The sequence below is a fragment of the Methylibium rhizosphaerae genome (assembly GCF_006386545.1).
GTDB classification, from domain to species: domain Bacteria; phylum Pseudomonadota; class Gammaproteobacteria; order Burkholderiales; family Burkholderiaceae_C; genus Pseudorivibacter; species Pseudorivibacter rhizosphaerae.
Map to the genome: position 1 here is coordinate 103,617 of NZ_SWAR01000003.1, position 22,094 is coordinate 125,710.

Annotated in this window: 23 protein-coding genes and 1 tRNA gene; 18 read left to right on the forward strand and 6 right to left on the reverse strand. The window is 67.0% G+C overall.

Annotated features, from left to right (window positions below):
• The first annotated feature begins 34 nt into the window (after window positions 1–34).
• Complete coding sequence (locus E8D38_RS03140; RefSeq protein WP_140626277.1) at window positions 35–946, forward strand: LysR family transcriptional regulator; 912 nt, start codon at window positions 35–37, stop codon at window positions 944–946.
• A 44-nt stretch (window positions 947–990) separates the two neighbouring features.
• The gene (gene lgt / locus E8D38_RS03145) at window positions 991–1,788 is read left to right on the forward strand and encodes a prolipoprotein diacylglyceryl transferase (protein ID WP_140626278.1); all 798 of its coding nucleotides are present in this window, start codon (window positions 991–993) and stop codon (window positions 1,786–1,788) included.
• Window positions 1,789–1,927: 139 nt separating this feature from the next.
• Here lgt and E8D38_RS03150 read toward each other — a convergent pair whose 3' ends face one another.
• The 5 genes from E8D38_RS03150 to E8D38_RS03170 all read right to left on the reverse strand — a co-directional run bounded on the left by E8D38_RS03150 (window position 1,928) and on the right by E8D38_RS03170 (window position 6,180).
• Window positions 1,928–2,728, reverse strand: a complete 801-nt coding sequence (locus E8D38_RS03150) for an ABC transporter ATP-binding protein (protein ID WP_140626279.1) — start codon at window positions 2,726–2,728, stop codon at window positions 1,928–1,930.
• Window positions 2,729–2,745: 17 nt separating this feature from the next.
• Window positions 2,746–3,654 carry a nitrate ABC transporter permease gene (gene ntrB, locus E8D38_RS03155; protein WP_140626280.1) on the reverse strand — a complete coding sequence of 303 codons (909 nt, stop codon included), beginning with the start codon at window positions 3,652–3,654 and terminating at the stop codon, window positions 2,746–2,748.
• Window positions 3,655–3,672: 18 nt separating this feature from the next.
• On the reverse strand, window positions 3,673–4,896 hold the full coding sequence (locus tag E8D38_RS03160; RefSeq protein WP_246099333.1) for a CmpA/NrtA family ABC transporter substrate-binding protein: 1,224 nt from the start codon (window positions 4,894–4,896) through the stop codon (window positions 3,673–3,675).
• Window positions 4,897–5,155: 259 nt separating this feature from the next.
• Window positions 5,156–5,788 carry an ANTAR domain-containing response regulator gene (locus E8D38_RS03165; protein ID WP_140626282.1) on the reverse strand — a complete coding sequence of 211 codons (633 nt, stop codon included), beginning with the start codon at window positions 5,786–5,788 and terminating at the stop codon, window positions 5,156–5,158.
• Between the two features lie 110 nt (window positions 5,789–5,898).
• Complete coding sequence (locus E8D38_RS03170; protein ID WP_140626283.1) at window positions 5,899–6,180, reverse strand: hypothetical protein; 282 nt, start codon at window positions 6,178–6,180, stop codon at window positions 5,899–5,901.
• A gap of 198 nt (window positions 6,181–6,378) precedes the next feature.
• Between E8D38_RS03170 and tsaD the strand changes: the two genes are divergently transcribed.
• Window positions 6,379–7,410 (forward strand): tRNA (adenosine(37)-N6)-threonylcarbamoyltransferase complex transferase subunit TsaD, encoded by a 1,032-nt coding sequence (gene tsaD, locus E8D38_RS03175; RefSeq protein ID WP_140626284.1) that lies wholly within the window; start codon window positions 6,379–6,381, stop codon window positions 7,408–7,410.
• Between the two features lie 36 nt (window positions 7,411–7,446).
• On the opposite strand, the gene E8D38_RS03180 is transcribed toward tsaD, so the two are convergent.
• Complete coding sequence (locus tag E8D38_RS03180) at window positions 7,447–7,899, reverse strand: Hsp20/alpha crystallin family protein (RefSeq protein WP_140626285.1); 453 nt, start codon at window positions 7,897–7,899, stop codon at window positions 7,447–7,449.
• 267 nt (window positions 7,900–8,166) lie between these two features.
• Between E8D38_RS03180 and rpsO the strand changes: the two genes are divergently transcribed.
• From rpsO to nuoI, 15 genes are all read left to right on the forward strand, one after another.
• Complete coding sequence (rpsO, locus tag E8D38_RS03185; protein WP_140626286.1) at window positions 8,167–8,436, forward strand: 30S ribosomal protein S15; 270 nt, start codon at window positions 8,167–8,169, stop codon at window positions 8,434–8,436.
• 232 nt (window positions 8,437–8,668) lie between these two features.
• Complete coding sequence (gene pnp / locus E8D38_RS03190; RefSeq protein ID WP_140626287.1) at window positions 8,669–10,810, forward strand: polyribonucleotide nucleotidyltransferase; 2,142 nt, start codon at window positions 8,669–8,671, stop codon at window positions 10,808–10,810.
• 54 nt (window positions 10,811–10,864) lie between these two features.
• On the forward strand, window positions 10,865–11,851 hold the full coding sequence (locus tag E8D38_RS03195; protein WP_140626288.1) for an NAD(P)H-quinone oxidoreductase: 987 nt from the start codon (window positions 10,865–10,867) through the stop codon (window positions 11,849–11,851).
• A 17-nt stretch (window positions 11,852–11,868) separates the two neighbouring features.
• Window positions 11,869–12,609 carry a triose-phosphate isomerase gene (tpiA, locus tag E8D38_RS03200; protein ID WP_140626289.1) on the forward strand — a complete coding sequence of 247 codons (741 nt, stop codon included), beginning with the start codon at window positions 11,869–11,871 and terminating at the stop codon, window positions 12,607–12,609.
• A 40-nt stretch (window positions 12,610–12,649) separates the two neighbouring features.
• A complete protein-coding gene (gene secG, locus E8D38_RS03205) occupies window positions 12,650–13,048 on the forward strand; it encodes a preprotein translocase subunit SecG (protein WP_140626290.1) in 399 nt (132 codons plus the stop codon).
• Window positions 13,049–13,248: 200 nt separating this feature from the next.
• A tRNA-Leu gene (locus E8D38_RS03210) sits at window positions 13,249–13,333 on the forward strand.
• 215 nt (window positions 13,334–13,548) lie between these two features.
• Complete coding sequence (locus tag E8D38_RS03215) at window positions 13,549–13,908, forward strand: NADH-quinone oxidoreductase subunit A (RefSeq protein WP_140626291.1); 360 nt, start codon at window positions 13,549–13,551, stop codon at window positions 13,906–13,908.
• A 17-nt stretch (window positions 13,909–13,925) separates the two neighbouring features.
• On the forward strand, window positions 13,926–14,402 hold the full coding sequence (locus tag E8D38_RS03220; protein WP_140626292.1) for a NuoB/complex I 20 kDa subunit family protein: 477 nt from the start codon (window positions 13,926–13,928) through the stop codon (window positions 14,400–14,402).
• Between the two features lie 14 nt (window positions 14,403–14,416).
• Window positions 14,417–15,016 carry an NADH-quinone oxidoreductase subunit C gene (locus E8D38_RS03225; protein WP_140626293.1) on the forward strand — a complete coding sequence of 200 codons (600 nt, stop codon included), beginning with the start codon at window positions 14,417–14,419 and terminating at the stop codon, window positions 15,014–15,016.
• 7 nt (window positions 15,017–15,023) lie between these two features.
• Complete coding sequence (locus E8D38_RS03230) at window positions 15,024–16,277, forward strand: NADH-quinone oxidoreductase subunit D (protein WP_140626294.1); 1,254 nt, start codon at window positions 15,024–15,026, stop codon at window positions 16,275–16,277.
• Window positions 16,274–16,774 (forward strand): NADH-quinone oxidoreductase subunit NuoE, encoded by a 501-nt coding sequence (nuoE, locus tag E8D38_RS03235; RefSeq protein ID WP_246099334.1) that lies wholly within the window; start codon window positions 16,274–16,276, stop codon window positions 16,772–16,774. The genes E8D38_RS03230 and nuoE overlap by 4 nt, the downstream gene beginning before the upstream one ends.
• A gap of 4 nt (window positions 16,775–16,778) precedes the next feature.
• The gene (gene nuoF / locus E8D38_RS03240; protein ID WP_140626296.1) at window positions 16,779–18,116 is read left to right on the forward strand and encodes an NADH-quinone oxidoreductase subunit NuoF; all 1,338 of its coding nucleotides are present in this window, start codon (window positions 16,779–16,781) and stop codon (window positions 18,114–18,116) included.
• Window positions 18,117–18,134: 18 nt separating this feature from the next.
• The gene (gene nuoG, locus E8D38_RS03245) at window positions 18,135–20,450 is read left to right on the forward strand and encodes an NADH-quinone oxidoreductase subunit NuoG (RefSeq protein WP_140626297.1); all 2,316 of its coding nucleotides are present in this window, start codon (window positions 18,135–18,137) and stop codon (window positions 20,448–20,450) included.
• Window positions 20,451–20,463: 13 nt separating this feature from the next.
• Window positions 20,464–21,561 carry an NADH-quinone oxidoreductase subunit NuoH gene (nuoH, locus tag E8D38_RS03250; protein ID WP_140626298.1) on the forward strand — a complete coding sequence of 366 codons (1,098 nt, stop codon included), beginning with the start codon at window positions 20,464–20,466 and terminating at the stop codon, window positions 21,559–21,561.
• 21 nt (window positions 21,562–21,582) lie between these two features.
• Entirely contained in the window at window positions 21,583–22,080 is a 498-nt protein-coding gene (gene nuoI, locus E8D38_RS03255) for an NADH-quinone oxidoreductase subunit NuoI (protein WP_140626299.1), read from the forward strand.
• The last annotated feature ends 14 nt before the right edge of the window (window positions 22,081–22,094 follow it).

Here is a 22,094-nt window from a genome sequence, read left to right on the forward strand (position 1 = left end):
TATATGTTTGATGGTGGTTTGATACGCTTGTCGAATGAATGAGTCGATCGACCTGCGAGCCTGGCGCCAGTTTCTCGTGCTGGCCGAGACGCTGCACTACGGCCGCGCGGCACAGCGGCTGCACATGACGCAGCCGCCGCTCACGCAGGCCATCCAGCAGCTGGAGCGCCGGCTGGGCGTGATGCTGTTCGAGCGCACGCGCCGCGCCGTGGCGCTGACGCCGGCCGGTGCGGCCCTGGTGGTGCCGGTGAAGGCGTTGCTCGCCCAGGCAGACGCCCTGCCGGCGCTGGCCCGAGCCGCGGGGGAAGGCGAGGTGGGCCGGCTGCGGCTGGCGTTCGTCTCCACCGTCGGGTTCGACCCGCTGCCGCGCTGGCTGCGCGCCTTTCGCGAAGCCGAGCCGCGCGTCAACGTGGCGCTGCGCGAAGCCACCACCGACGTGCAGCTGGCGGCCTTCGAGGCCGGCGAGATCGACGCCGGCTTCGTGCTCCATGCACCGGGCATGGCCCCGCCGGGCTATGAGCGGCTGCTGGTGAGGCGCGAACCGCTGGTGCTGGCCCTGCCCGAGGCGCACCCGCTCGCCTCGGCGACGCGTCTGTCACTGAAGGCACTGCTGGCCGAGCCGCTGGTGATCTTTCCGCGCGGCATTGCCGCGTCGCTGTACGACGCGGTGCTGGCCTTCTACCACCACCATGGCGCCGCGCCGGCCATCGCCCAGGAGGCGATCCAGATGCAGACCATCGTCAACCTCGTGTCGGCGGGGCTGGGCCTGGCCTGGGTGCCGGAGGTGGTGACCGAGCTGCAGCGCACCGGCGTCACCTACCGGCCGCTGCCTGCGTCACTGGCGGGGGGCGCGCCGCGCTGCGAAACCAGCCTGGTGTGGCGCGAGCCTGCACCGCCTGCACTGCAGCGCTTCATCGACTTCATTCGCGCCCAGCCCGAACGTTGAGAAGACTCGGGTATCGTTCGGCGCTCATCGCGTCTTGCCACACCATGCTCGTCCATCCCCAGTTCGACCCCATCGCCATCAAGCTCGGCCCGCTGGCCATCCACTGGTACGGGCTGACCTACCTGGTCGCCTTTGGCCTTTTCCTCTGGCTCGCGTCGTTGCGGGTCAGGCAGCCGCAGCATGCCCAGGCCGGCTGGACGCGCCGCGACGTCGAGGACCTGCTGTTCTTCGGCGTGCTCGGCGTGGTGATCGGCGGGCGTCTCGGCTACGTGCTCTTCTACAAGCCCGGCTACTACGCCAGCCACCCGCTGGAGATCTTCGCGGTGTGGAAGGGCGGCATGGCGTTTCACGGCGGCCTGTTGGGCGTGATGGCTGCCATGGCGCTCTATGCGCACTTCAAGGGCCGGCGCTTCTTCGAGGTGACCGACCTGATCGCACCGTGCGTGCCCACCGGCCTTGCCAGCGGCCGCATCGGCAACTTCATCAACGGCGAGCTGTGGGGGCGGGCGGCCGATCCGTCGCTGCCCTGGGCGATGGTCTATCCGCAGTCGGGCACCGACATCCCGCGCCATCCGTCGCCGCTGTACCAGTTCGCGCTCGAGGGGCTGCTGCTGTTCGTGCTGCTGTGGCTGTATGCGCGCAAGCCGCGTGCGACCGGCCAGGTGTCGGGTGCCTTCCTGGTGGGCTACGGCAGCTTCCGCTTCATTGCCGAGTACTTCCGCGAGCCCGACAGCTTCCTGGGGCTGCTGGCGCTGAACATGAGCATGGGCCAGTGGCTGTGCGTGCCGATGGTGCTGCTGGGCGTTGCGATCTGGTGGTGGGCCGGCCGCCGAGCGCACTGAAGGGGTGCAAAAGAAAACCTCCCGGTCTTGCGGCCGGGAGGCTGGACAAAGGGCTGGGCCCTACTGAGGAGATAGGTGACTGACAACAGTCACGCCTTGCTCCGATGCAAGGCCCATGCCACTTCGTGGCGCGGGCCGCTCAGGCCGCTTCCTTCTCGACGTGGCCGTGCCGGGTGTAAAGGAAGTCCAGCACCTCCTTGCGGCAGTGCACGTACTGCGGGTCCTCGGCCAGCGCCACCCGGTTGCGCGGGCGCGGCAGGTTCACCTCCAGGATCTCGCCGATGGTGGCGGCCGGCCCGTTGGTCATCATCACGATGCGGTCGGACAGCAGCACCGCCTCGTCGACGTCGTGGGTGACCATCACCACCGTGCTCTTGGTGCGGGCCACGATCTTGAGCAGCTCGTCCTGCAGGTGGGCGCGGGTCAGCGCGTCGAGGGCGCCGAATGGCTCGTCCATCAGCAGCACCTTGGGCTCCATGGCCAGGGCGCGCGCAATGCCCACCCGCTGCTTCATGCCGCCCGAGACCTCGTGCGGGCGCTTGCCGGCCGCATGTGCCATGTTCACCAGGGCCAGTGCTTCCTGGGTGCGCTCCTTCAGCCGTGCCTTGGGTTCCACATGGCCGAACACACGCTCCACCGCGAGGTAGACGTTCTCGAAGCAGGTGAGCCAGGGCAGCAGGGAGTGGTTCTGGAAGACCACCGCGCGCTCGGGGCCGGGGGCAGCGATCTCCTTGTTGTCGCACAGCAGCCCGCCCTCGGTGGGCGTCAGCAGGCCGGCGATGAGGTTCAGCAGCGTGGACTTGCCGCAACCCGAATGGCCGATCAGCGTGACGAACTCGCCGCGCGCGACCTGCAGGTTGATGTCGCGCAGTGCGTGGAAACGCCCCTTCTTGGTGGTGAACACCATCTCGGTGCGCTGGACGGCGATGAAGTTTTTCATGATGGGCAGGTCCTTCATCAGTCTTCGAACGAGAAACGCCGGGCCACCGCCATCAGCAGCTGCTCGAGCAGCAGGCCGACGATGCCGATTACGAAGATGGCGATGATGATGTGGGCGACGTTGAGGTTGTTCCACTCGTCCCACACCCAGAAGCCGATGCCGACGCCGCCGGTCAGCATCTCGGCCGCCACGATCACCAGCCAGGCCGTGCCCACCGACAGGCGCACGCCGGTCAGCATGTAGGGCAGCACCGCAGGGAAGAGGATCTTGGTGATGACCTTCCATTCGTTCAGGTTGAGCACGCGCGCCACGTTGAGGTAGTCCTGCGGCACCCGCTGCACGCCCACCGCGGTGTTGATGATCATCGGCCAGATGGAGCAGATGAAGATGGTCCAGATGGCGGCCGGGTTGGCCGACTTGAACACCATGAGGCCGATGGGCAGCCAGGCCAGCGGCGACACCGGCCGCAACAGGCTGATGAGCGGCGACACCATGCTGTTGAGCACGGCGAAGCGGCCGATCATGAAGCCCATCGGGATGCCGACCAGCGCGGCCAGGCCGAAGCCCAGGCCCACCCGCTGCAGCGAGTTCAGCACGTTCCAGCCGATGCCCTGGTCGTTCGGCCCGTTGCGGTAGAACGGATCGCCAAAGAGCTTGACGGCGGCATCGAAGGTGGCAGCCGGCGTGGGAAACCCGCTGGCACCGCTCATCGTGAGCAGCGCCCAGATGCCGATCAGCAGGGCGAGACCGAAGATGGGCGGCAGCACCTTGAGCGACACCGCGCGCCAGTCGATCGGCGAGCGGGCGGGCCTGGCCTGCGCCGGCGCGGCAGCAGGTGCAGCCGCGCGTGCGGAGGTGGCAGCGGGCCGTGCCGGCGTGTCGGGGGCCGACGCGCCGGTGGGATTGTGGAAGACAGCGCTCACCATGGCAGTGCTCCTTTCGCGTCAGACCTTGGCCTTGAAGCCGTCGGCGTACTTGGCCGGGTCCTTGCCGTCCCACACGGTGCCGTCGATCAGCTTGCTGCTGCGCATCGGCTCCTTGGGCACGTTGACCTTGGCCAGGGCCGCGCCCTGCTTGTAGATCTCGATCTGGTTGACCTGCTTTGCCACGCCCAGGTAGTCGGGATGGTCCTTCAGCAGGCCCCAGCGCTTGTGCTGGGTGAGGAACCACATGCCGTCGCTGAGGTACGGGAAGTTCACCAGGCCGTCGTTGTAGAACTTCATGTGGTTCGGGTCGTCCCAGGTCTTGCCCAGGCCGTTCTGGTAGCGACCCAGGATGCGCTGGTTGATCACGTCCACGCTGGTGTTGACGTAGGCCTTGTCGGCCACCGTCTCGGCCATCTTCAGCTTGTTCTGCAGGCCGGCGTCGATCCACTTGCTCGCTTCGAGGATGGCCGCCACCACCGCGCGCGCGGTGTTGGGGTACTTCTTCACGAACTCGGACGTGGTGCCCAGGGCCTTCTCGGGGTGGTCCTTCCAGATGTCCTGGGTGGTGACTGCGGTGATGCCGATGCCGTCGGCGATGGCCCGGTGGCCCCAGGGTTCGCCGACGCAGTAGCCGTCCATGTTGCCCACCCGCATGTTGGCCACCATCTGCGGCGGCGGCACGGTGATGACCTTGGCGTCCTTCATCGGGTTCACGCCGTAGGTCGCGAGCCAGTAGTACAGCCACATGGCGTGCGTGCCGGTGGGGAAGGTCTGCGCGAAGGTGTAGTCGCGCTTGTCGGTGGCCATCAGCTTGGCGAGGCTGGGGCCGTCCACCGCGCCCTTGTCGGACAGCTTCTTCGACAGCGTGATGGCCTGGCCGTTGTGGTTGAGGTTCATCAGGATGGCCATGTCCTTCTTCGGGCCGCCCACGCCGAGCTGCACGCCATAGATGAGGCCCCACAGCACATGCGCCATGTCGAGCTCGCCGTTGACCAGCTTGTCGCGCACGCCGGCCCAGGAGGCTTCCTTGGTCGGCACGATCTTGATGCCGTACTTCTTGTCGATGCCGAGCACCGAGGCCATCACCACCGAGGCGCAGTCGGTCAGCGGGATGAAGCCGATCCGGACCTCTTCCTTCTCGGGCTTGTCGGACCCGGCAGCCCAGACGGCGGTATGCAGGCCCGGCACCATGCTGGTGGCGCCCACGGCGGCAGTGGCTTTGATCAATTTGCGGCGTCCCATGTTGGCCTTCGGTTTGAACTCGGTGGACATCTGCTCTCTCTCCAGTAGCACCCGTGAACCAATGAAAAACGGCGTCGTCGCTCCCGCTGCGAAGGCAGCGGGGCGAAGACGCCGTTGTCGAAGAGCCCTCAACGTCGAGGAGCTCTTGGGGTAGGGATCGCCGTTGATCCCTGGGCGCTAGGCGAGCAAGAGGTGTGCCAGTGAATCCGGTGCGGCTGCGCACAAAAGATGTGCATGCCCGGGCGCACCCCGCGTGAGCTCACATGAGCACGTCGGCCACGTCGATCAGGCGCTGCGCCACGTCGGCCAGTCGCAGGCCGCGGTCCATGGCGGTCTTGCGCAGCCGGGCATACGCCTCTTCCTCGCTGAGCCCGTTGCGGGTCATCAGCAGGCCCTTGGCCCGATCGATCACCTTGCGCTCGGTGAGCTGCGTGCGTGCATCCGCGAGTTCGCGGCGCATCGTCTCCTCGTGCTGGAAGCGGGCCATGGCCACTTCGAGCACCGGCTTCACGCGGTCCGAGGCCAGGCCGGCGACCACATAGGCCGTCACGCCTGCGGCGATGGCGTCCTTCACATGGCTGGTGTCGTCGTCGTCGGTGAACAGCACGATGGGGCGGCGCTCTTCCCGCGTGGCCATGACCACATGCTCCAGCGTGTCGCGCGCCTGGCTTTCGGCGTCGACGATGATCATGTCGGGCTGGATCTGCGAGATGCGGTCGGGCAGGAAGGCGTCGACCGGCAGCACCGCCACGATGTTGTAGCCGTTCTCGAGCAGGCCGATGCGCAGGCTGCGCGAACGCTCCGCCTCCCACCACGCTTGCGTGTCCGCGGGGTCGGGCGCGAGCGAATCTGGTGCAACGATGACGATGCGCAGGGCAAGGACCGGGGTCATGCGACTGGCGCAGCAACATCTGCGCCAATGCCCGCAACCGTGCACAAATGCACAAGGGCCCGCTCGGGGCCCTTGCTCGTTGTTGGTGCAGGCGCAGCCTGCCGCACGATTCAGTTCGGGTCGACGGTGTTGCGCGCGCGGCGGATCCAGCCCAGCGGCATGAGGCTGCCGAACAGCGAGTCGGGCTCCGCCGTGCCGCGTTCGTCGAGCACGCCGTGCTCGCTCAGCATGTCGACGAACTCCTTCACCATGTTCCGGGCGAGTCCGCTGGCATGCATGAGCTGGACGACCGACACGTGCCGCTGCGACATCTCGTGCAGCATGCGCCGGTAGGCGGTGCGGTGATAGGCAGCCGGCAGGTCCGGCCAGCCCATGAGTTTGTAGGCCTTCATGGCTCCAACGACTTTCTTGTTGTCTGGGGATGGCCTGTTGGCCAGTTTTCCCATTTCGGGCGCAGAGTAGTACCAGTTTGTGACAAGCGGAAGGGGGGTCGGAGTTTTTTTCGGGTATTCACCAACACTTTTGGCACGCAACGATGGGCGAGCGACAGAAAGAGGTGGCCGGGACCCGGTGGCTACACTGCGGGCCTCATGTACGTGCTCGGCATCGAATCCTCCTGCGACGAAACCGGGGTGGCCCTGGTCAAGGCCGGCGACCAACCGGTGCCGCGCCTGCTCGCCCATGCATTGCACAGCCAGATCGACATGCACCAGGCCTATGGCGGCGTGGTGCCCGAGCTGGCGTCGCGTGACCACATCCGCCGCGTGCTGCCGCTGGCGCAGCAGGTGCTCGGCGCGGCCGGGCTGCCGCTGGATGCGGTGGAGGTGGTGGCCTACACCCGCGGGCCGGGCCTGGCCGGTGCGCTGCTGGTGGGCGCGGGGGTGGCCTGCGCGCTCGGCGCCGCCCTCGACCGGCCGGTCGTCGGCGTGCACCACCTCGAGGGCCACCTGCTGTCGCCCTTCCTGTCGGCTGATCCGCCGGAGTTCCCGTTCATTGCGCTGCTCGTATCCGGCGGCCACACCCAGCTGATGCGGGTGGACGGCGTCGGTGCCTATGAGCTGCTGGGCGAAACCATCGACGACGCCGCGGGCGAGGCTTTCGACAAGTCGGCCAAGCTGCTCGGCCTGGGCTACCCGGGCGGACCGGCGCTGGCGCGGCTGGCCGAATTCGGCGACGCCGCGTCGTTCGCCCTGCCCAGGCCGCTGCTCCACAGCGGCAAGCTGGACTTCTCGTTTGCCGGCCTCAAGACGGCGGTGAGGGTGCAGCTCGGCAAGCTGGGCCCCAATGTCTGCGAGCAATCAAGGGCAGACCTGGCCGCCGCCACCCAGGCGGCGATCGTCGATGTGCTCGTGGCCAAGTCGCTGGCTGCGCTCAAGGCGAGCGGACTGAAGCGGCTGGTGGTTGCAGGGGGGGTGGGGGCGAACCGGGCGCTGCGCGATCGGCTCGATGCCGAATGCCGCAAGCGCGGCGTGCGCGTGCACTACCCGGAGCTGCACCTGTGCACCGACAACGGCGCCATGATCGCGCTCGCCGCGGCCATGCGGCTGGAGTCGGGCCGGGCCGAGGCCCGGCGCGACTACGCCTTCGACGTGAAGCCGCGCTGGGAGCTCGGCACCGCCTGAAGAAAGGGCAGGGGCGGTGCGTTGGCGCGGCTCAACTCAGTTGACGGTGATGCGCGAGGCGGCCGGTGCCACCTTCTTGGCCAGTGTCAGCGTCAGCACGCCGTTGTCGAGCTTCGCCTGGGAGGCTGCGTCGTCCACTTCGACGGGCAGCGTGAAGCTGCGCGAATAGCTGACGGTGGAGCGCTCGCGGTGGACGGTGCGCTCGCCTTCCTTCCTTTCCTGGGGGGCCTGTGCTTGCGCTTCCAGGGTGACCTGGCGGCCGTCGACGGACACCTTCACGTCGTCCTTGGTCACGCCGGGGAGGTCCACCGTCACCGTGTAGGCGGTGTCGGTTTCGCTCAGGTCGAGGGCAGGGGTGCGGGCTGCGGTGCGGGCGGGTGCGCGCTGGCCGAAAGCATGGGCCAGGGCATCGTCGAACAGTCGGTCGAGCGCGCCGTTCACATAGAGGGTGCGGCCATGGCCGCGGCGGGTGGCGGGGATCAGGAACATGTCGGACTCCACGATTTGCGGGGTCTGCACGCTCGCAGCGCCCCATGCGGCTCGAATTGAGAGCGGCCGTTTTCATTTCAAGGGGCGGGTGGGGGCTGCCGGCCTCGGGCCGCACTCGGTCTATAATCCGCGGCTTCGGCTTCCGACCAGGGGGCTCGAAACAGGCACGGCGCGGGTAGGTTTCACCCGCGACCGCAAGTGAAAACGAAACCGTTCACGTCCTCCAAGCGGCCGTGCCGGTTTCACGACATAGGAAATCGACACATCATGTCCGTCGCCGACATCAACACCGCCGAGATCGTCAAGTCCAACGCCCGCAGCACTGGAGACACCGGCTCCCCCGAAGTGCAGGTGGCCCTGCTGACCGCTCGCATCAACGAGCTGACCCCGCACTTCAAGGCCCACCTGAAGGACCACCATGGCCGCCGCGGCCTGCTCAAGATGGTGAGCCGCCGCCGCAAGCTGCTGGACTACCTGAAGAACAAGGATGCCGACCGCTACACCGCGCTGATCCAGAAACTGGGCCTGCGCAAGTAAGGTCGCCGAGATGACGAAGAGCCTGTCTGGAGCGACCAGCGTCCAGCACAGGCTCTTTGTTTTTGGAGCCGGACACGATGCGAGTGTGGCAGTGTCATTCCAGCGCCGCTGAACGCGGCAGTTGCGCTGGAATGGCATACCGCTCAGGTGCCGGGCTCCAGGCCAAGCACGCGGCCCAACGCGTGCGTTTCATAGCCGTGCGGCCAGAACGCACGCTGAACTGGAGACACCCATGAGCATGTTCAACAAAGTCACCAAGACCTTCCAGTGGGGCCAGCACACCGTCACGATGGAAACCGGCGAGATCGCTCGCCAGGCGACCGGTGCGGTGCTGGTCAACATCGAGGACACCGTGGTGCTCGCCACCGTGGTGGCCGCCAAGAACGCCAAGCCCGGCCAGGACTTCTTTCCGCTGACGGTCGACTACATCGAGAAGACCTACGCCGCCGGCAAGATCCCCGGCAGCTTCTTCAAGCGTGAAGGCCGCCCGAGCGAACTCGAGACGCTGACCTCCCGTCTGATCGACCGCCCGATCCGCCCGCTCTTCCCGGACGGCTTCTTCAATGAAGTGCAGGTGGTCGTGCACGTGCTGTCGCTCAACCCCGAGGTCGAGGCCGACATCGCCGCGCTCATCGCCTCGAGCGCCGCGCTGGCCGTCTCTGGCATCCCGTTCAATGGCCCGATCGGCGCAGCGCGCGTGGGCTACATCAACGGCGAATACGTGCTGAACCCCGGCAAGACACAGCAGACCGAATCGCGCCTCGACCTCGTGGTCGCCGGCACCGAGGCCGCCGTGCTGATGGTCGAGTCCGAAGCCGACCAGCTGCCCGAAGACGTGATGCTGGGCGCCGTGGTGTTCGGCCACGACCAGGGCAAGATCGCCATCGCGGCCATCAACGACCTGGTCCGCGAGGCCGGCAAGCCCGAGTGGGACTGGCAGCCGCCCGCCAAGGACGAGTCCTTCATCGCCAAGGTCACTGCCCTGGCCGAAGAGAAGCTGCGCGCCGCCTACCAGATCCGTTCCAAGCAGGCCCGCACGCAAGCCACCCGCGAGGCCTATGCCTCGGTGAAGGAAGCGCTCAAGGCCGAAGGTGCCGAGTTCGACGAGGTGAAGGTCGAAGGCCTGCTGTTCGAGATCGAGGCCCGCATCGTGCGCGGCCAGATCCTCGCCGGCGAGCCGCGCATCGACGGCCGCGACACCCGCACGGTGCGCCCGATCGAGATCCGCACCGGCCTGCTGCCGCGCACCCACGGCTCGGCGCTGTTCACCCGCGGCGAGACCCAGGCGGTGGTGGTGGCCACGCTGGGCACCGAGCGCGATGCGCAGATCATCGATGCGCTGTCGGGCGAGTTCACCGACCGCTTCATGCTCCACTACAACATGCCCCCGTTCGCCACCGGCGAGACCGGCCGCGTGGGCAGCCCGAAGCGTCGCGAAATCGGCCACGGCCGCCTTGCCAAGCGTGCGCTGATCCCGGTGCTGCCGGCCAAGGACGAATTCGCCTACGCGATCCGCGTCGTGTCGGAGATCACCGAGTCGAACGGCTCCTCGTCGATGGCCTCGGTGTGCGGCGGCTGCCTCGCGCTGATGGACGCCGGCGTGCCGCTGAAGGCGCACGTCGCCGGCATCGCCATGGGCCTCATCAAGGAAGGCAACCGCTTCGCCGTGCTGACCGACATCCTGGGTGACGAGGATCACCTCGGCGACATGGACTTCAAGGTGGCAGGCTCCACCACTGGCGTGACCGCCCTGCAGATGGACATCAAGATCCAGGGCATCACGAAGGAGATCATGCAGGTGGCCCTGGCCCAGGCCAAGGAAGCCCGCATGCACATCCTCGGCAAGATGCAGGACGCCGTGTCCGGCGCCAAGACCGAGGTGTCGCAGTTCGCGCCGCGCCTGTACACGATGAAGATCAACCCGGAGAAGATCCGCGACGTGATCGGCAAGGGTGGCGCCACCATCCGTGCGCTGACCGAGGAAACCGGCACGACGATCGACATCGCCGAAGACGGCACGATCACCATCGCCTCCACCGACGGCGACAAGGCTGCCTTCGCCAAGAAGCGCATCGAGGAGATCACTGCCGAGGTCGAAGTGGGCAAGGTCTACGAAGGCCCGGTCACCAAGATCCTCGACTTCGGTGCGCTGGTGAACCTGCTGCCTGGCAAGGACGGCCTGCTGCACATCAGCCAGATCGCCCACCAGCGCGTCGAGAAAGTCACCGACTTCCTGAGCGAAGGCCAGATCGTCAAGGTCAAGGTGCTCGAGACCGACGAGAAGGGCCGCGTGAAGCTGTCGATGAAGGTGCTGCAGGAGCGCGGCGGCGACGCTGCCCAGCAGCAGCAACAACAGCAGCAACAGCAGCAGTAAGCAGGCTCGTGGAGGCGGGCGCGGCTCGAGTCGTGCCTGCCCGGGAGTGCACGCATGCGCGCAATCGAGATCTCGCAACCCGGCCGCCCCGAGGTGCTGCAACTCGTCGATCGCCCGGACCCCGTTCCCGGCGATGGCGAGGCGCTCATCCGCGTGCGCGCGGCGGGCGTGAACCGGCCCGACGTGCTCCAGCGCAAGGGCGTCTACCCGCCGCCGCCGGGGGCCTCGGACCTGCCGGGTCTCGAGGTCGCGGGCGAGATCGTCGGCGGTGACGCGCAGGCGCTTGCCGCCGCCGGGTTCAAGCCGGGGGATCGGGTCTGTGCGCTGGTGTCGGGCGGCGGCTATGCCGAGCTGTGCGCGGTGCCGGTGGGGCAGTGCCTGCCCGTGCCGGCCGGCTTCAGCGACCTTGAAGCCGCCAGCCTGCCCGAGACCTTCTTCACCGTCTGGTCCAACGTGTTCGAGCGCGGTCGCCTGCAGCCCGGCGAGACCCTGCTGGTGCAAGGCGGCAGCAGCGGTATCGGCGTCACCGCGATCCAGCTCGCCAAGGCGCTGGGCTCGACGGTGATCGTCACTGCCGGCGACGACGCCAAGTGCGCCTCCTGCCTGCAGCTCGGCGCCGACCATGCGGTGAACTACAAGACCGAGGACTTTGCCGAGGCGGTGCAGCGGCTGACGGCGAGCAAGGGCGCCGATGTGATCCTCGACATGGTGGCGGGCCCCTACGTGGCCCGCGAGCTGACCTGCCTGGCCGACGACGGCCGGCTGGTGATCATCGCGGTGCAGGGTGGGGTCAAGTCCGAAATCGATGCGGGCGCCGTGCTGCGCCGGCGACTGACGGTCACCGGCTCGACGCTGCGTCCCCGGTCGGTGGCCTTCAAGGCTGCCATCGCGGCGGCGCTGCGCCACAAGGTCTGGCCGCTGCTGGAGTCCGGGCGTGTGCGCCCGGTGATCCACCAGGTGTTCCCTGCCGCCGATGCCGCCCAGGCCCACGCGCTGATGGAATCCAGCACGCACGTCGGCAAGATCGTGCTGCAGTGGTGAACAACGGAGAACACAACATGCGACGCAAACTCGTGGTCGGCAACTGGAAGATGCATGGCAGCCATGCTGCCAATGCCGAGCTGCTGGCCGGCGTGCTGGCCGCCAAGCCCTACCTGGCCGACGTGGCGATGTGCGTGCCTTTCCCCTACCTGTCGGAAGTGGCCGTCGCCCTGACCGGCAGCCACCTGCTGTGGGGGGCGCAGGACGTGTCGGCCCATGAGCAGGGCGCCTACACCGGCGAGGTGTCGTCCACCATGCTGGCCGAGTTCGGCTGCCGGTACGCCATCGTCGGCCACTCGGAACGCAGGGCCTGCCACAACGAAACCGACCAGCTCGTGGCCGACAAGGCGAAGGCGGCCCTGGCCCACGGCGTGACGCCCATCGTGTGCGTCGGCGAGACGCTGGCGCAGCGCGAAGCCGGTGAAACCGAGATGGTCGTCAAGCGCCAGCTGTCGGCCGTGATCCACACGCTTACCCACTGCATCGGCGAGATCGTGGTGGCCTACGAGCCCGTGTGGGCCATCGGCACCGGCAGAACTGCCACGCCCGAGCAGGCGCAGGAGGTGCACGCGCTGCTGCGCAAGCAGCTGCATGCCGCCACGCCGCACGCCGGAGGCATGCGCCTGCTCTATGGCGGCAGCGTGAAGCCCGACAACGCGGCGGCCCTGTTCGCGCAGCCTGATATCGACGGCGGCCTCATCGGGGGCGCCTCGCTCAAGGCGGGCGATTTCGTTGCCATTTGCCGCGCGGCCGCCTGATCCGGCGCCGCGCAACTCGAGAGTTTCCGGAGAACTGACTATGCAGATGTTGATGACTGTGATGCTGGTGGCGCAGATGCTGGCCGCCCTGGTGATGATCGGCCTCGTGCTCATCCAGCACGGCAAGGGCGCCGACATGGGGGCCTCGTTCGGCAGCGGCGCCTCGGGCAGCCTGTTCGGTGCCACCGGCAGCGCCAACTTCCTGTCGCGGTCCACCGCCGTGTGTGCCACGGTGTTCTTCGTCTGCACGCTTGGTCTGGCCTACCTGGGCAATCAGCGCGGCGAGGCCACCGACGGCGGCAGCGTGCTCGACCGCCCCGTGGCACCTGTTCCGGCCGCGAGCGCGCCTGCGATTCCGGGTGCTGCGAGCGCTGCCGCCACCGACGCGGCACCTGTTGCGCCTGCAGCTTCGGGGCCTGCCCAGATCCCGACCAAGTGAGGCCGGCTTTCACGGGGCTGACATTGCTGTTGCGATGCAGCGCAGTGATTGAGAGTCGAAACGAATCGGGTTAGAATCTCAGGCTGTTCAGCGAGCCATTTCCTCATGCAAGCTGAGCAGCTCAAGGAATGTTGAGTGCGGTCAATCAGACCTGCTCGACGGACCTGGTAGAACCCTGGCAACAGGGGCCTGGCAACAGGGCCGACGTGGTGAAATTGGTAGACACGCTATCTTGAGGGGGTAGTGGCGAAAGCTGTGCGAGTTCGAGTCTCGCCGTCGGCACCAAACATAAGAATTTCTTTTCGGGTCGCATCCTCATCCGGTGTGCTGGCCCGAGCGCCCTGGCAGCGGCAAGCGATACAGGGACAAGCGGGCGCGCTGATCGTGAACTGGAGGGATTCCCCGCCCGATCACAGCAGCGCGCTTTGTTTTTGGCCGGATGACAGCGCAGCCAGACACCACACGAGCCACGCTAGACCATCTCACCACGGCGCACCAGCATGAGCCTTGAACAGTACCTTCCCGTCATCTTGTTCATCCTGGTCGGCGTCGGCGTCGGTGTCGCGCCCCAGGTGCTGGGATTCCTGCTCGGGCCGCGCAAGCCCGATGCCGAAAAGAACTCCCCCTACGAATGCGGCTTCGAGGCCTTCGAAGACGCCCGCATGAAGTTCGACGTGCGCTACTACCTGGTAGCCATCCTCTTCATCCTGTTCGACCTCGAGATCGCATTCCTCTTTCCCTGGGCCGTGGCGCTGCGCGAGATCGGCACCACCGGCTTCTGGGCCATGATGATTTTCCTGGGCATCCTCGTCGTGGGCTTCGCCTACGAGTGGAAAAAGGGCGCCCTGGACTGGGAATGACCACGAGGTAGCAAGTTATGGGTATCGAAGGCGTTCTCAAGGAAGGCTTCATCACCACCTCGGCCGACAAGCTGATCAACTGGTCCAAGACCGGCTCCCTGTGGCCGATGACCTTCGGGCTGGCCTGCTGCGCGGTCGAGATGATGCACGCGGGTGCCGCCCGCTACGACATCGACCGCTTCGGCATGCTGTTCCGGCCGAGCCCGCGCCAGAGCGATCTCATGATCGTGGCCGGCACCCTGTGCAACAAGATGGCGCCGGCGCTGCGCAAGGTCTACGACCAGATGGCCGAGCCGCGCTGGGTCCTCTCGATGGGCTCGTGCGCCAACGGCGGCGGCTACTACCACTACAGCTACTCGGTCGTTCGCGGCTGCGACCGCATCGTGCCGGTCGACGTCTACGTGCCCGGCTGCCCGCCCACTGCCGAAGCGCTGCTCTACGGCATCTTGCAGCTGCAGGCCAAGATCCGCCGCGAAAACACGATTGCCCGCTGAAGGCCCGAAGGCGCATGAATCACAAACTCGACGTTCTGCAACCTGCGCTCGAGGCAGCGCTGGCCGGCAAGATCAAGTCCCTGGTGCGCGACCACGGCGAGCTGACGCTCACGGTTGCCGCTGCCGACTACGCCGCGGCGGCCCTCACGCTGAGGGACCACCCCACGCTGAAGTTCGAGCAGCTGCTCGACCTCTGCGGCCTGGACTACTCCGCCTACAAGGACGGCGTGTTCGAGGGGCCGCGCTACTGCGTCGTGTCGCACCTGCTGTCGGTCACCCACAACTGGCGCCTGCGCCTGAAGGTGTTCGCGCCCGATGACAGCCTGCCCATGGTGGCGTCGGTCACCGAGGTGTGGAACTCGGCCAACTGGTTCGAGCGCGAAGCCTTCGATCTCTACGGCATCGTGTTCGACGGCCACGTGGACCTGCGCCGCATCCTCACCGACTACGGCTTCATCGGCCATCCGTTCCGCAAGGACTTCCCGGTCTCCGGCCATGTCGAGATGCGCTATGACCCCGAGCGCAAGCGCGTCATCTACCAGCCGGTGACGATCGAGCCGCGCGAAATCATTCCGCGCGTGATCCGCGAAGACAACTACGGCGGCCTGCACTGAGCACGTTATGGCTGAGATCAAGAACTACACCCTCAACTTCGGCCCGCAGCACCCTGCCGCCCACGGCGTGCTGCGCCTCGTGCTCGAACTCGACGGCGAGGTGATCCAGCGTGCCGACCCGCACATCGGCCTGCTGCACCGCGCGACCGAGAAGCTCGCCGAGACCCGCACCTTCATCCAGTCGCTGCCCTACATGGACCGCCTCGACTACGTGTCGATGATGTCCAACGAGCATGCGTACTGCATGGCCATCGAGAAGCTGCTGGGCATCGAGGTGCCGCTGCGTGCCCAGTACATCCGCGTGATGTTCGACGAGATCACGCGCCTGCTGAACCATCTGCTGTGGCTGGGCGCGCACGGGCTCGACTGCGGTGCGATGAACATCCTCATCTACTGCTTCCGCGAGCGCGAGGACCTGTTCGACGTGTACGAGGCCGTCTCCGGCGCGCGCATGCATGCGGCCTACTACCGCCCGGGCGGCGTGTACCGCGACCTGCCGGACAGCATGCCGCAGTACAAGGTCTCGAAGATCCGCAACGCGAAGGCGCTGGCCAAGCTCAACGAGAACCGCCAGGGCACGCTGCTCGACTTCCTCGACGACTTCTGCCGCCGCTTCCCGAAGAACGTCGACGACTACGAGACCCTGCTCACCGACAACCGCATCTGGAAGCAGCGCACCGTCGGCATCGGCGTCGTGTCGCCCGAGCGTGCCCTCAACCTCGGGTTCACCGGCCCGATGCTGCGCGGCTCCGGCGTGCAGTGGGACCTGCGCAAGAAGCAGCCCTACGAGGTGTACGACCGCCTGGACTTCGACATCCCGGTGGGCACCAACGGCGACTGCTACGACCGCTACCTAGTGCGCGTGGAAGAGATGCGCCAGTCCAACCGCATCATCAAGCAGTGCGTCGACTGGCTGCGTGCCAACCCCGGCCCGGTGATCACCGACAACCACAAGGTCGCCCCGCCGTCGCGCGTGGACATGAAGACCAACATGGAAGAGCTGATCCACCACTTCAAGCTGTTCACCGAAGGCTTCCACGTCCCCGAGGGCGAGGCCTATGCCGCGGTCGAGCACCCGAAGGGCGAGTTCGGCATCTACATCGTCAGCGACGGCGCCAACAAGCCCTACCGCCTGAAGATCCGTCCGCCCGGCTTCTCGCACCTGGCCGCCATGGACGAGATGTCGCGCGGCCACATGATTGCCGATGCCGTGGCCGTGATCGGCACGATGGACATCGTGTTCGGCGAGATCGACAGATGAGTGCTGCCACCATGTTCAGCCCCGAGACCTACAAGCGCTTCGACCGCGAGGTCGCCAAGTACCCGGCCGACCAGAAGCAGTCTGCCGTGATGGCCTGCCTGGCCATCGTGCAGCAGGAGCAGGGCCACGTGTCGCCCGAGAGCGAGCAGGCGGTGGCCGACTACCTCGGCATGCCGGCCATCGCGGTGCACGAGGTGTTGACCTTCTACAACATGTACAACCAGCAGCCGGTGGGCAAGTTCAAGCTCAACGTCTGCACCAACCTGCCGTGCCAGCTGCGCGACGGCCAGACGGCGCTGCAGCACCTGTGCACCAAGCTCGGGGTGGAAGAGGGCGGCACCACCGCCGACGGCCTGTTCACCGTGCAGAAGAGCGAGTGCCTGGGCGCCTGCGCCGACTCGCCGGTGATGCTGGTGAACGACCGCCAGATGGTCAGCTTCATGAACAACGAACGGCTCGACGCGCTGATCGAGACGCTCAAGGCCGAGGCACGTTAAAGCGATGCTGGACCTTTCCCAATTCCAGGCCACCGGTCGCGAGACCTGTTTTCATGGCCGCCACATCTCTTCCCAGATCTATGCCGGCCTCGACGGCAGCAACTGGCGCCTGAAGGACTACGTGGCGCGCGGTGGCTACGAGGCGCTGCGCAAGATCCTGGCTGCCGAAGGCGGCATGACGCCCGAGCAGGTGATCGCCGAGGTCAAGCTGTCGGGCCTGCGCGGCCGCGGCGGCGCAGGCTTCCCGACCGGGCTCAAGTGGAGCTTCATGCCGCGCCAGTTCCCGGGCCAGAAGTACCTCGTCTGCAACTCCGACGAGGGCGAGCCCGGCACCTGCAAGGACCGCGACATCCTGCTCTACAACCCGCACATCGTGATCGAAGGCATGGCGATCGCCGCCTATGCGATGGGCATCAGCGTGGGCTACAACTACATCCACGGCGAAGTCTTCGGCGCCTACGAGCGCTTCGAGGAGGCACTGGAAGAAGCCCGTGCGGCCGGCTTCCTGGGCGACAACCTGCTCGGCTCCGGCTTCTCGTTCCAGCTGCATGCGCACCACGGCTTCGGCGCCTACATCTGCGGCGAGGAGACGGCGCTGCTCGAATCGCTCGAAGGCAAGAAGGGCCAGCCGCGCTTCAAGCCGCCGTTCCCGGCGAGCTTCGGCCTGTACGGCAAGCCCACCACCATCAACAACACCGAGACCTTCGCGGCAGTGCCCTGGATCATCCGCAACGGCGGCCAGGCCTACCTCGAATGCGGCAAGCCGAACAACGGCGGCACCAAGATCTTCTCGGTGGTGGGTGACGTCGAGCGCCCCGGCAACTACGAGATCCCCCTGGGCACGCCGTTTTCGAAGCTGCTCGAGCTGGCCGGCGGCGTGAAGGGCGGCAAGGCGCTGAAGGCGGTCATCCCAGGCGGTTCGTCGGCGCCCGTGCTGCCGGCGGCCATCATGATGGACACGACGATGGACTACGACGCCATCGCCAAGGCCGGCTCGATGCTCGGCTCGGGCGCGGTCATCGTGATGGACGAGACCCGGTGCATGGTGAAGTCGCTGCTGCGCCTGTCGTACTTCTACATGCACGAGTCCTGCGGCCAGTGCACCCCCTGCCGCGAAGGCACCGGCTGGATGTGGCGCGTGATCGAGCGCATCGAGCACGGCAAGGGCCGGCCCGAAGACCTCGACCTGCTGAACTCGGTGGCCGACAACATCCAGGGCCGCACCATCTGCGCGCTGGGCGACGCCGCCGCGATGCCGGTGCGGGCCTTCATCAAGCATTACCGCGACGAGTTCGCGCACCACATCGAACACAAGACCTGCAAGGTCCCGGCGTACGTTTAAGCGAGGGACCGAACGACCATGGTTGAAATCGAACTCGACGGACAGAAGGTCTCGGTGCCGGAAGGCAGCATGGTGATGCATGCGGCCGACAAGGCCGGCGCCTACATCCCGCACTTCTGCTACCACAAGAAGCTCTCCATCGCCGCCAACTGCCGCATGTGCCTGGTCGACGTCGAAAAGGCGCCCAAGCCGATGCCGGCCTGCGCCACGCCGGTGACGCAGGGCATGATCGTGCGCACCAAGAGCGACAAGGCGGTCAAGGCACAGCAGGGCGTGATGGAGTTCCTGCTCATCAACCACCCGCTCGACTGTCCGATCTGCGACCAGGGCGGCGAATGCCAGCTGCAGGACCTGGCCGTGGGCTACGGCAAGTCGGCCTCGCGCTACGAAGAGGAAAAGCGCGTCGTCTTCCACAAGGAAGTCGGCCCGCTGCTGTCGCTCGAGGAGATGACCCGCTGCATCCACTGCACCCGCTGCGTGCGCTTCGGCCAGGAAGTGGCCGGGCAGATGGAGCTGGGCATGATCCATCGCGGCGAGCATTCCGAGATCACCACCTTCATCGGCAACACCGTCGACTCCGAGCTGTCGGGCAACATGATCGACCTGTGCCCGGTCGGCGCCATCACCAGCAAGCCGTTCCGCTACAGCGCCCGCACCTGGGAGCTGTCGCGCCGCAAGAGCGTGAGCCCGCACGATTCCACCGGCGCCAACCTGATCGTCCAGGTCAAGGGCGGCGAGGTGAAGCGCGTGGTCCCGCTCGAGAACGAGGCCGTCAACGAATGCTGGCTGGCCGACCGCGACCGCTTCTCGTATGAAGCGCTCAACAGCGAAGAACGCCTGACCACGCCCATGCTCAAGCAGGGCGGCCAATGGGTGCCGGTCGACTGGACCCAGGCGCTCGAATACGTGGCCAACGGCCTGAAGCAGATCAAGGCCGAACACGGTGCGCAGCAGATCGGCGCACTGGCCACGGCGCATGGCACCGTCGAGGAACTCCACCTCCTGGCCAAGCTGGTGCGCGGCTTGGGCAGCGACAACATCGACCACCGCCTGCGCCATGCCTCCTTCGAGGCCGCCGACGGCGCCCGCTGGCTGGGCATGCCCATCGCCACGCTGTCCACGCTCGACCGTGCCTTCGTGATCGGCTCGTTCCTGCGCAAGGACCACCCCCTGTTCGCCCAGCGCCTGCGCTACGCCGCCAAGCGCGGCGCGCAGGTGCACAGCCTGCATGCGGTGGCCGACGACTGGCTGCTGCCGGTGGCGCAGCGGCTGCTGGCCGCCCCGAGCCGCTGGGTTGGGGCGCTGGCCGAAGTGGCCGCGGCCGTGGCCGCCAGCAAGGGCATCGCGGCGCCGCTGGCGGCAGACCCTGGCGCGGCGGCGCAGGCCATCGCGGCCTCGCTGCTGTCCGGCCAGAACAAGGCGGTGCTGCTGGGCAATGCCGCCGCGCAGCATCCGCAAGCCGAGCAGCTGCTCGCGCTGGGCCAGTGGATCGCCGAACAGACCGGCGCCGGCTGGGGCTACCTGGGCGAAGCCGCCAACAGCGTGGGCGCGCAGCTGGTGGGCGCGCAGCCGAAGCAGGGCGGCCTCAACGCCGCCCAGATGCTGGCCAAGCCGCTCAAGGCCTACCTGCTGCTCAACGCCGAACCCGAACTCGACGCGGCCGATCCGTCGCAGGCGGCATCTGCCGTCGCCGGTGCCGAGATGGTCGTGGCCATGACGGCCTTCAAGACCCGCGCGCTCGACTATGCCGACGTGCTGCTGCCGATCGCTCCCTTTGCCGAGACGTCGGGCACCTTCGTCAACGCCGAAGGCCGCGTGCAGAGCTTCCACGGCGTGGTGAAGCCGCGCGGCGAAACCCGGCCGGCCTGGAAGGTGCTGCGCGTGCTGGGCGGCCTGCTCGGGCTGCAAGGCTTCGCGCAGGAAAGCTCCGAAGAAGTGAAGGCCGAGGCGCTGGGCGACCTCTCGGCATTGCCGGGCAAGCTCGGCAACCGCACCCAGGCTGCCGTGGCCGCCGCCCCGGCTGCTTCCGAAGGGCTGGAGCGCGTGGCCGACGTGCCGATCTACAGCGCCGACGCGCTGGTGCGCCGCGCGCCTTCGCTGCAGCTCACCGCCGATGCCCGCCCGCCGGTGGCCTCGCTGCCGCCGGCGCTGTGGCAGAGCCTGGGCCTGGCAGAAGGTGCGCAGGTGTCGGTGTCGCAGGGCGAGGCCCGCGTGGTGCTGGCGGCGCGGCTGGATGCAGGCCTTGCGGCCAACACCGTGCGCGTGCCGGCCGGCCATCCGCTGACCGCATCGCTGGGTGCGATGTTCGGCGCCGTGCGCGTCGAAAAGGCCTGAGGACCGCAGCATCATGATCGACACCATCAACAACTTCGGCGGTTCGTTGCTCGGCGGCGCCTGGCCGGTGGCCTGGACGCTCATCAAGATCGTCTGCGTGCTGCTGCCGCTGCTGGGCTGCGTGGCCTACCTCACGCTGTGGGAGCGCAAGGCCATCGGCTGGACTCAGATCCGCCCGGGCCCCAACCGCGTGGGCCCGTTCGGCCTGCTGACCCCGATCGCCGACGCGGTGAAGCTGATCTTCAAGGAGATCATCCTCCCCACCGCCTCGAGCAAGGGCCTGTTTCTGCTCGGCCCGGTCATGACCATCATGCCGGCGCTGGCCGCCTGGGCGGTCGTGCCCTTCGGGCCCGACGCAGCGCTGGCCAACATCAATGCCGGCCTGCTGTTCCTGATGGCCATCACGTCGATGGAGGTCTACGGCGTCATCATCGCCGGCTGGGCCTCGAACTCGAAGTACGCCTTCCTGGGCGCGCTGCGTGCGTCGGCCCAGATGGTGAGCTACGAGATCGCGATGGGCTTCGCGCTCGTCGTGGTGCTCATGGTCAGCGGCTCCCTCAACATGACCGAAATCGTGCTGGGGCAGGGCAGGGGCTGGTTCGCCGAGCACGGCGCGACCTTCCTGTCCTGGAACTGGCTGCCGCTGCTGCCGATCTTCATCGTCTACTTCATCTCGGGCCTGGCCGAAACCAACCGCCACCCGTTCGACGTGGTGGAAGGCGAGTCGGAGATCGTCGCGGGCCACATGATCGAGTACTCGGGCATGGCCTTCGCCATGTTCTTCCTGGCCGAGTACGCCAACATGATCCTGGTGTCGGCGCTGGCCGTCGTGATGTTCCTCGGCGGCTGGATGGCGCCGGTGTCGTTCTCGCTGTTCGGCATGGACACCCCGGCGTGGATCCAGAACTCGATGTGGTTCTGGAACTGGTTCTGGCTGTTCGCCAAGACCTTCGTCGTGGTGACGCTGTTCCTGTGGGTGCGCTCGACCTTCCCGCGCTTCCGCTACGACCAGATCATGCGTCTGGGCTGGAAGATCTTCATTCCGGTCACGCTGGTGTGGCTGGTGGTCGTGGGGCTGTGGATCCAGTCGCCCTGGAACATCTGGAAGTAAGCAATCAAAGGAGCACGCGCCATGTCCGCAGTGGCTTCGGTCAAAGAATTTTTCAGTACCTTCCTGCTCACCGAGCTGTTCAAGGGCATGAAGCTGACGGGTCGTCACTTCCTGTCGCCGCACATCACGGTGCAGTTCCCTGAGGAAAAGACGCCGCTGTCGCCGCGCTTCCGCGGCCTGCACGCACTGCGCCGCTATGAAAACGGCGAAGAGCGCTGCATCGCCTGCAAGCTGTGCGAGGCGGTGTGCCCGGCGCTGGCCATCACCATCGAGTCCGACGTTCGCGCCGACGGCTCGCGCCGCACCACGCGCTACGACATCGACCTCACCAAGTGCATCTTCTGCGGCTTCTGCGAAGAAAGCTGCCCGGTCGACTCGATCGTGGAAACCCACATCCTCGAGTACCACGGCGAAAAGCGCGGCGACCTGTACTTCACCAAGGACATGCTGCTGGCCGTGGGCGACCGCTACGAGAAGGAAATCGCCGCGAACAAGGAGGCGGACGCGAAGTACCGCTGAGGGCTTCGACCCTC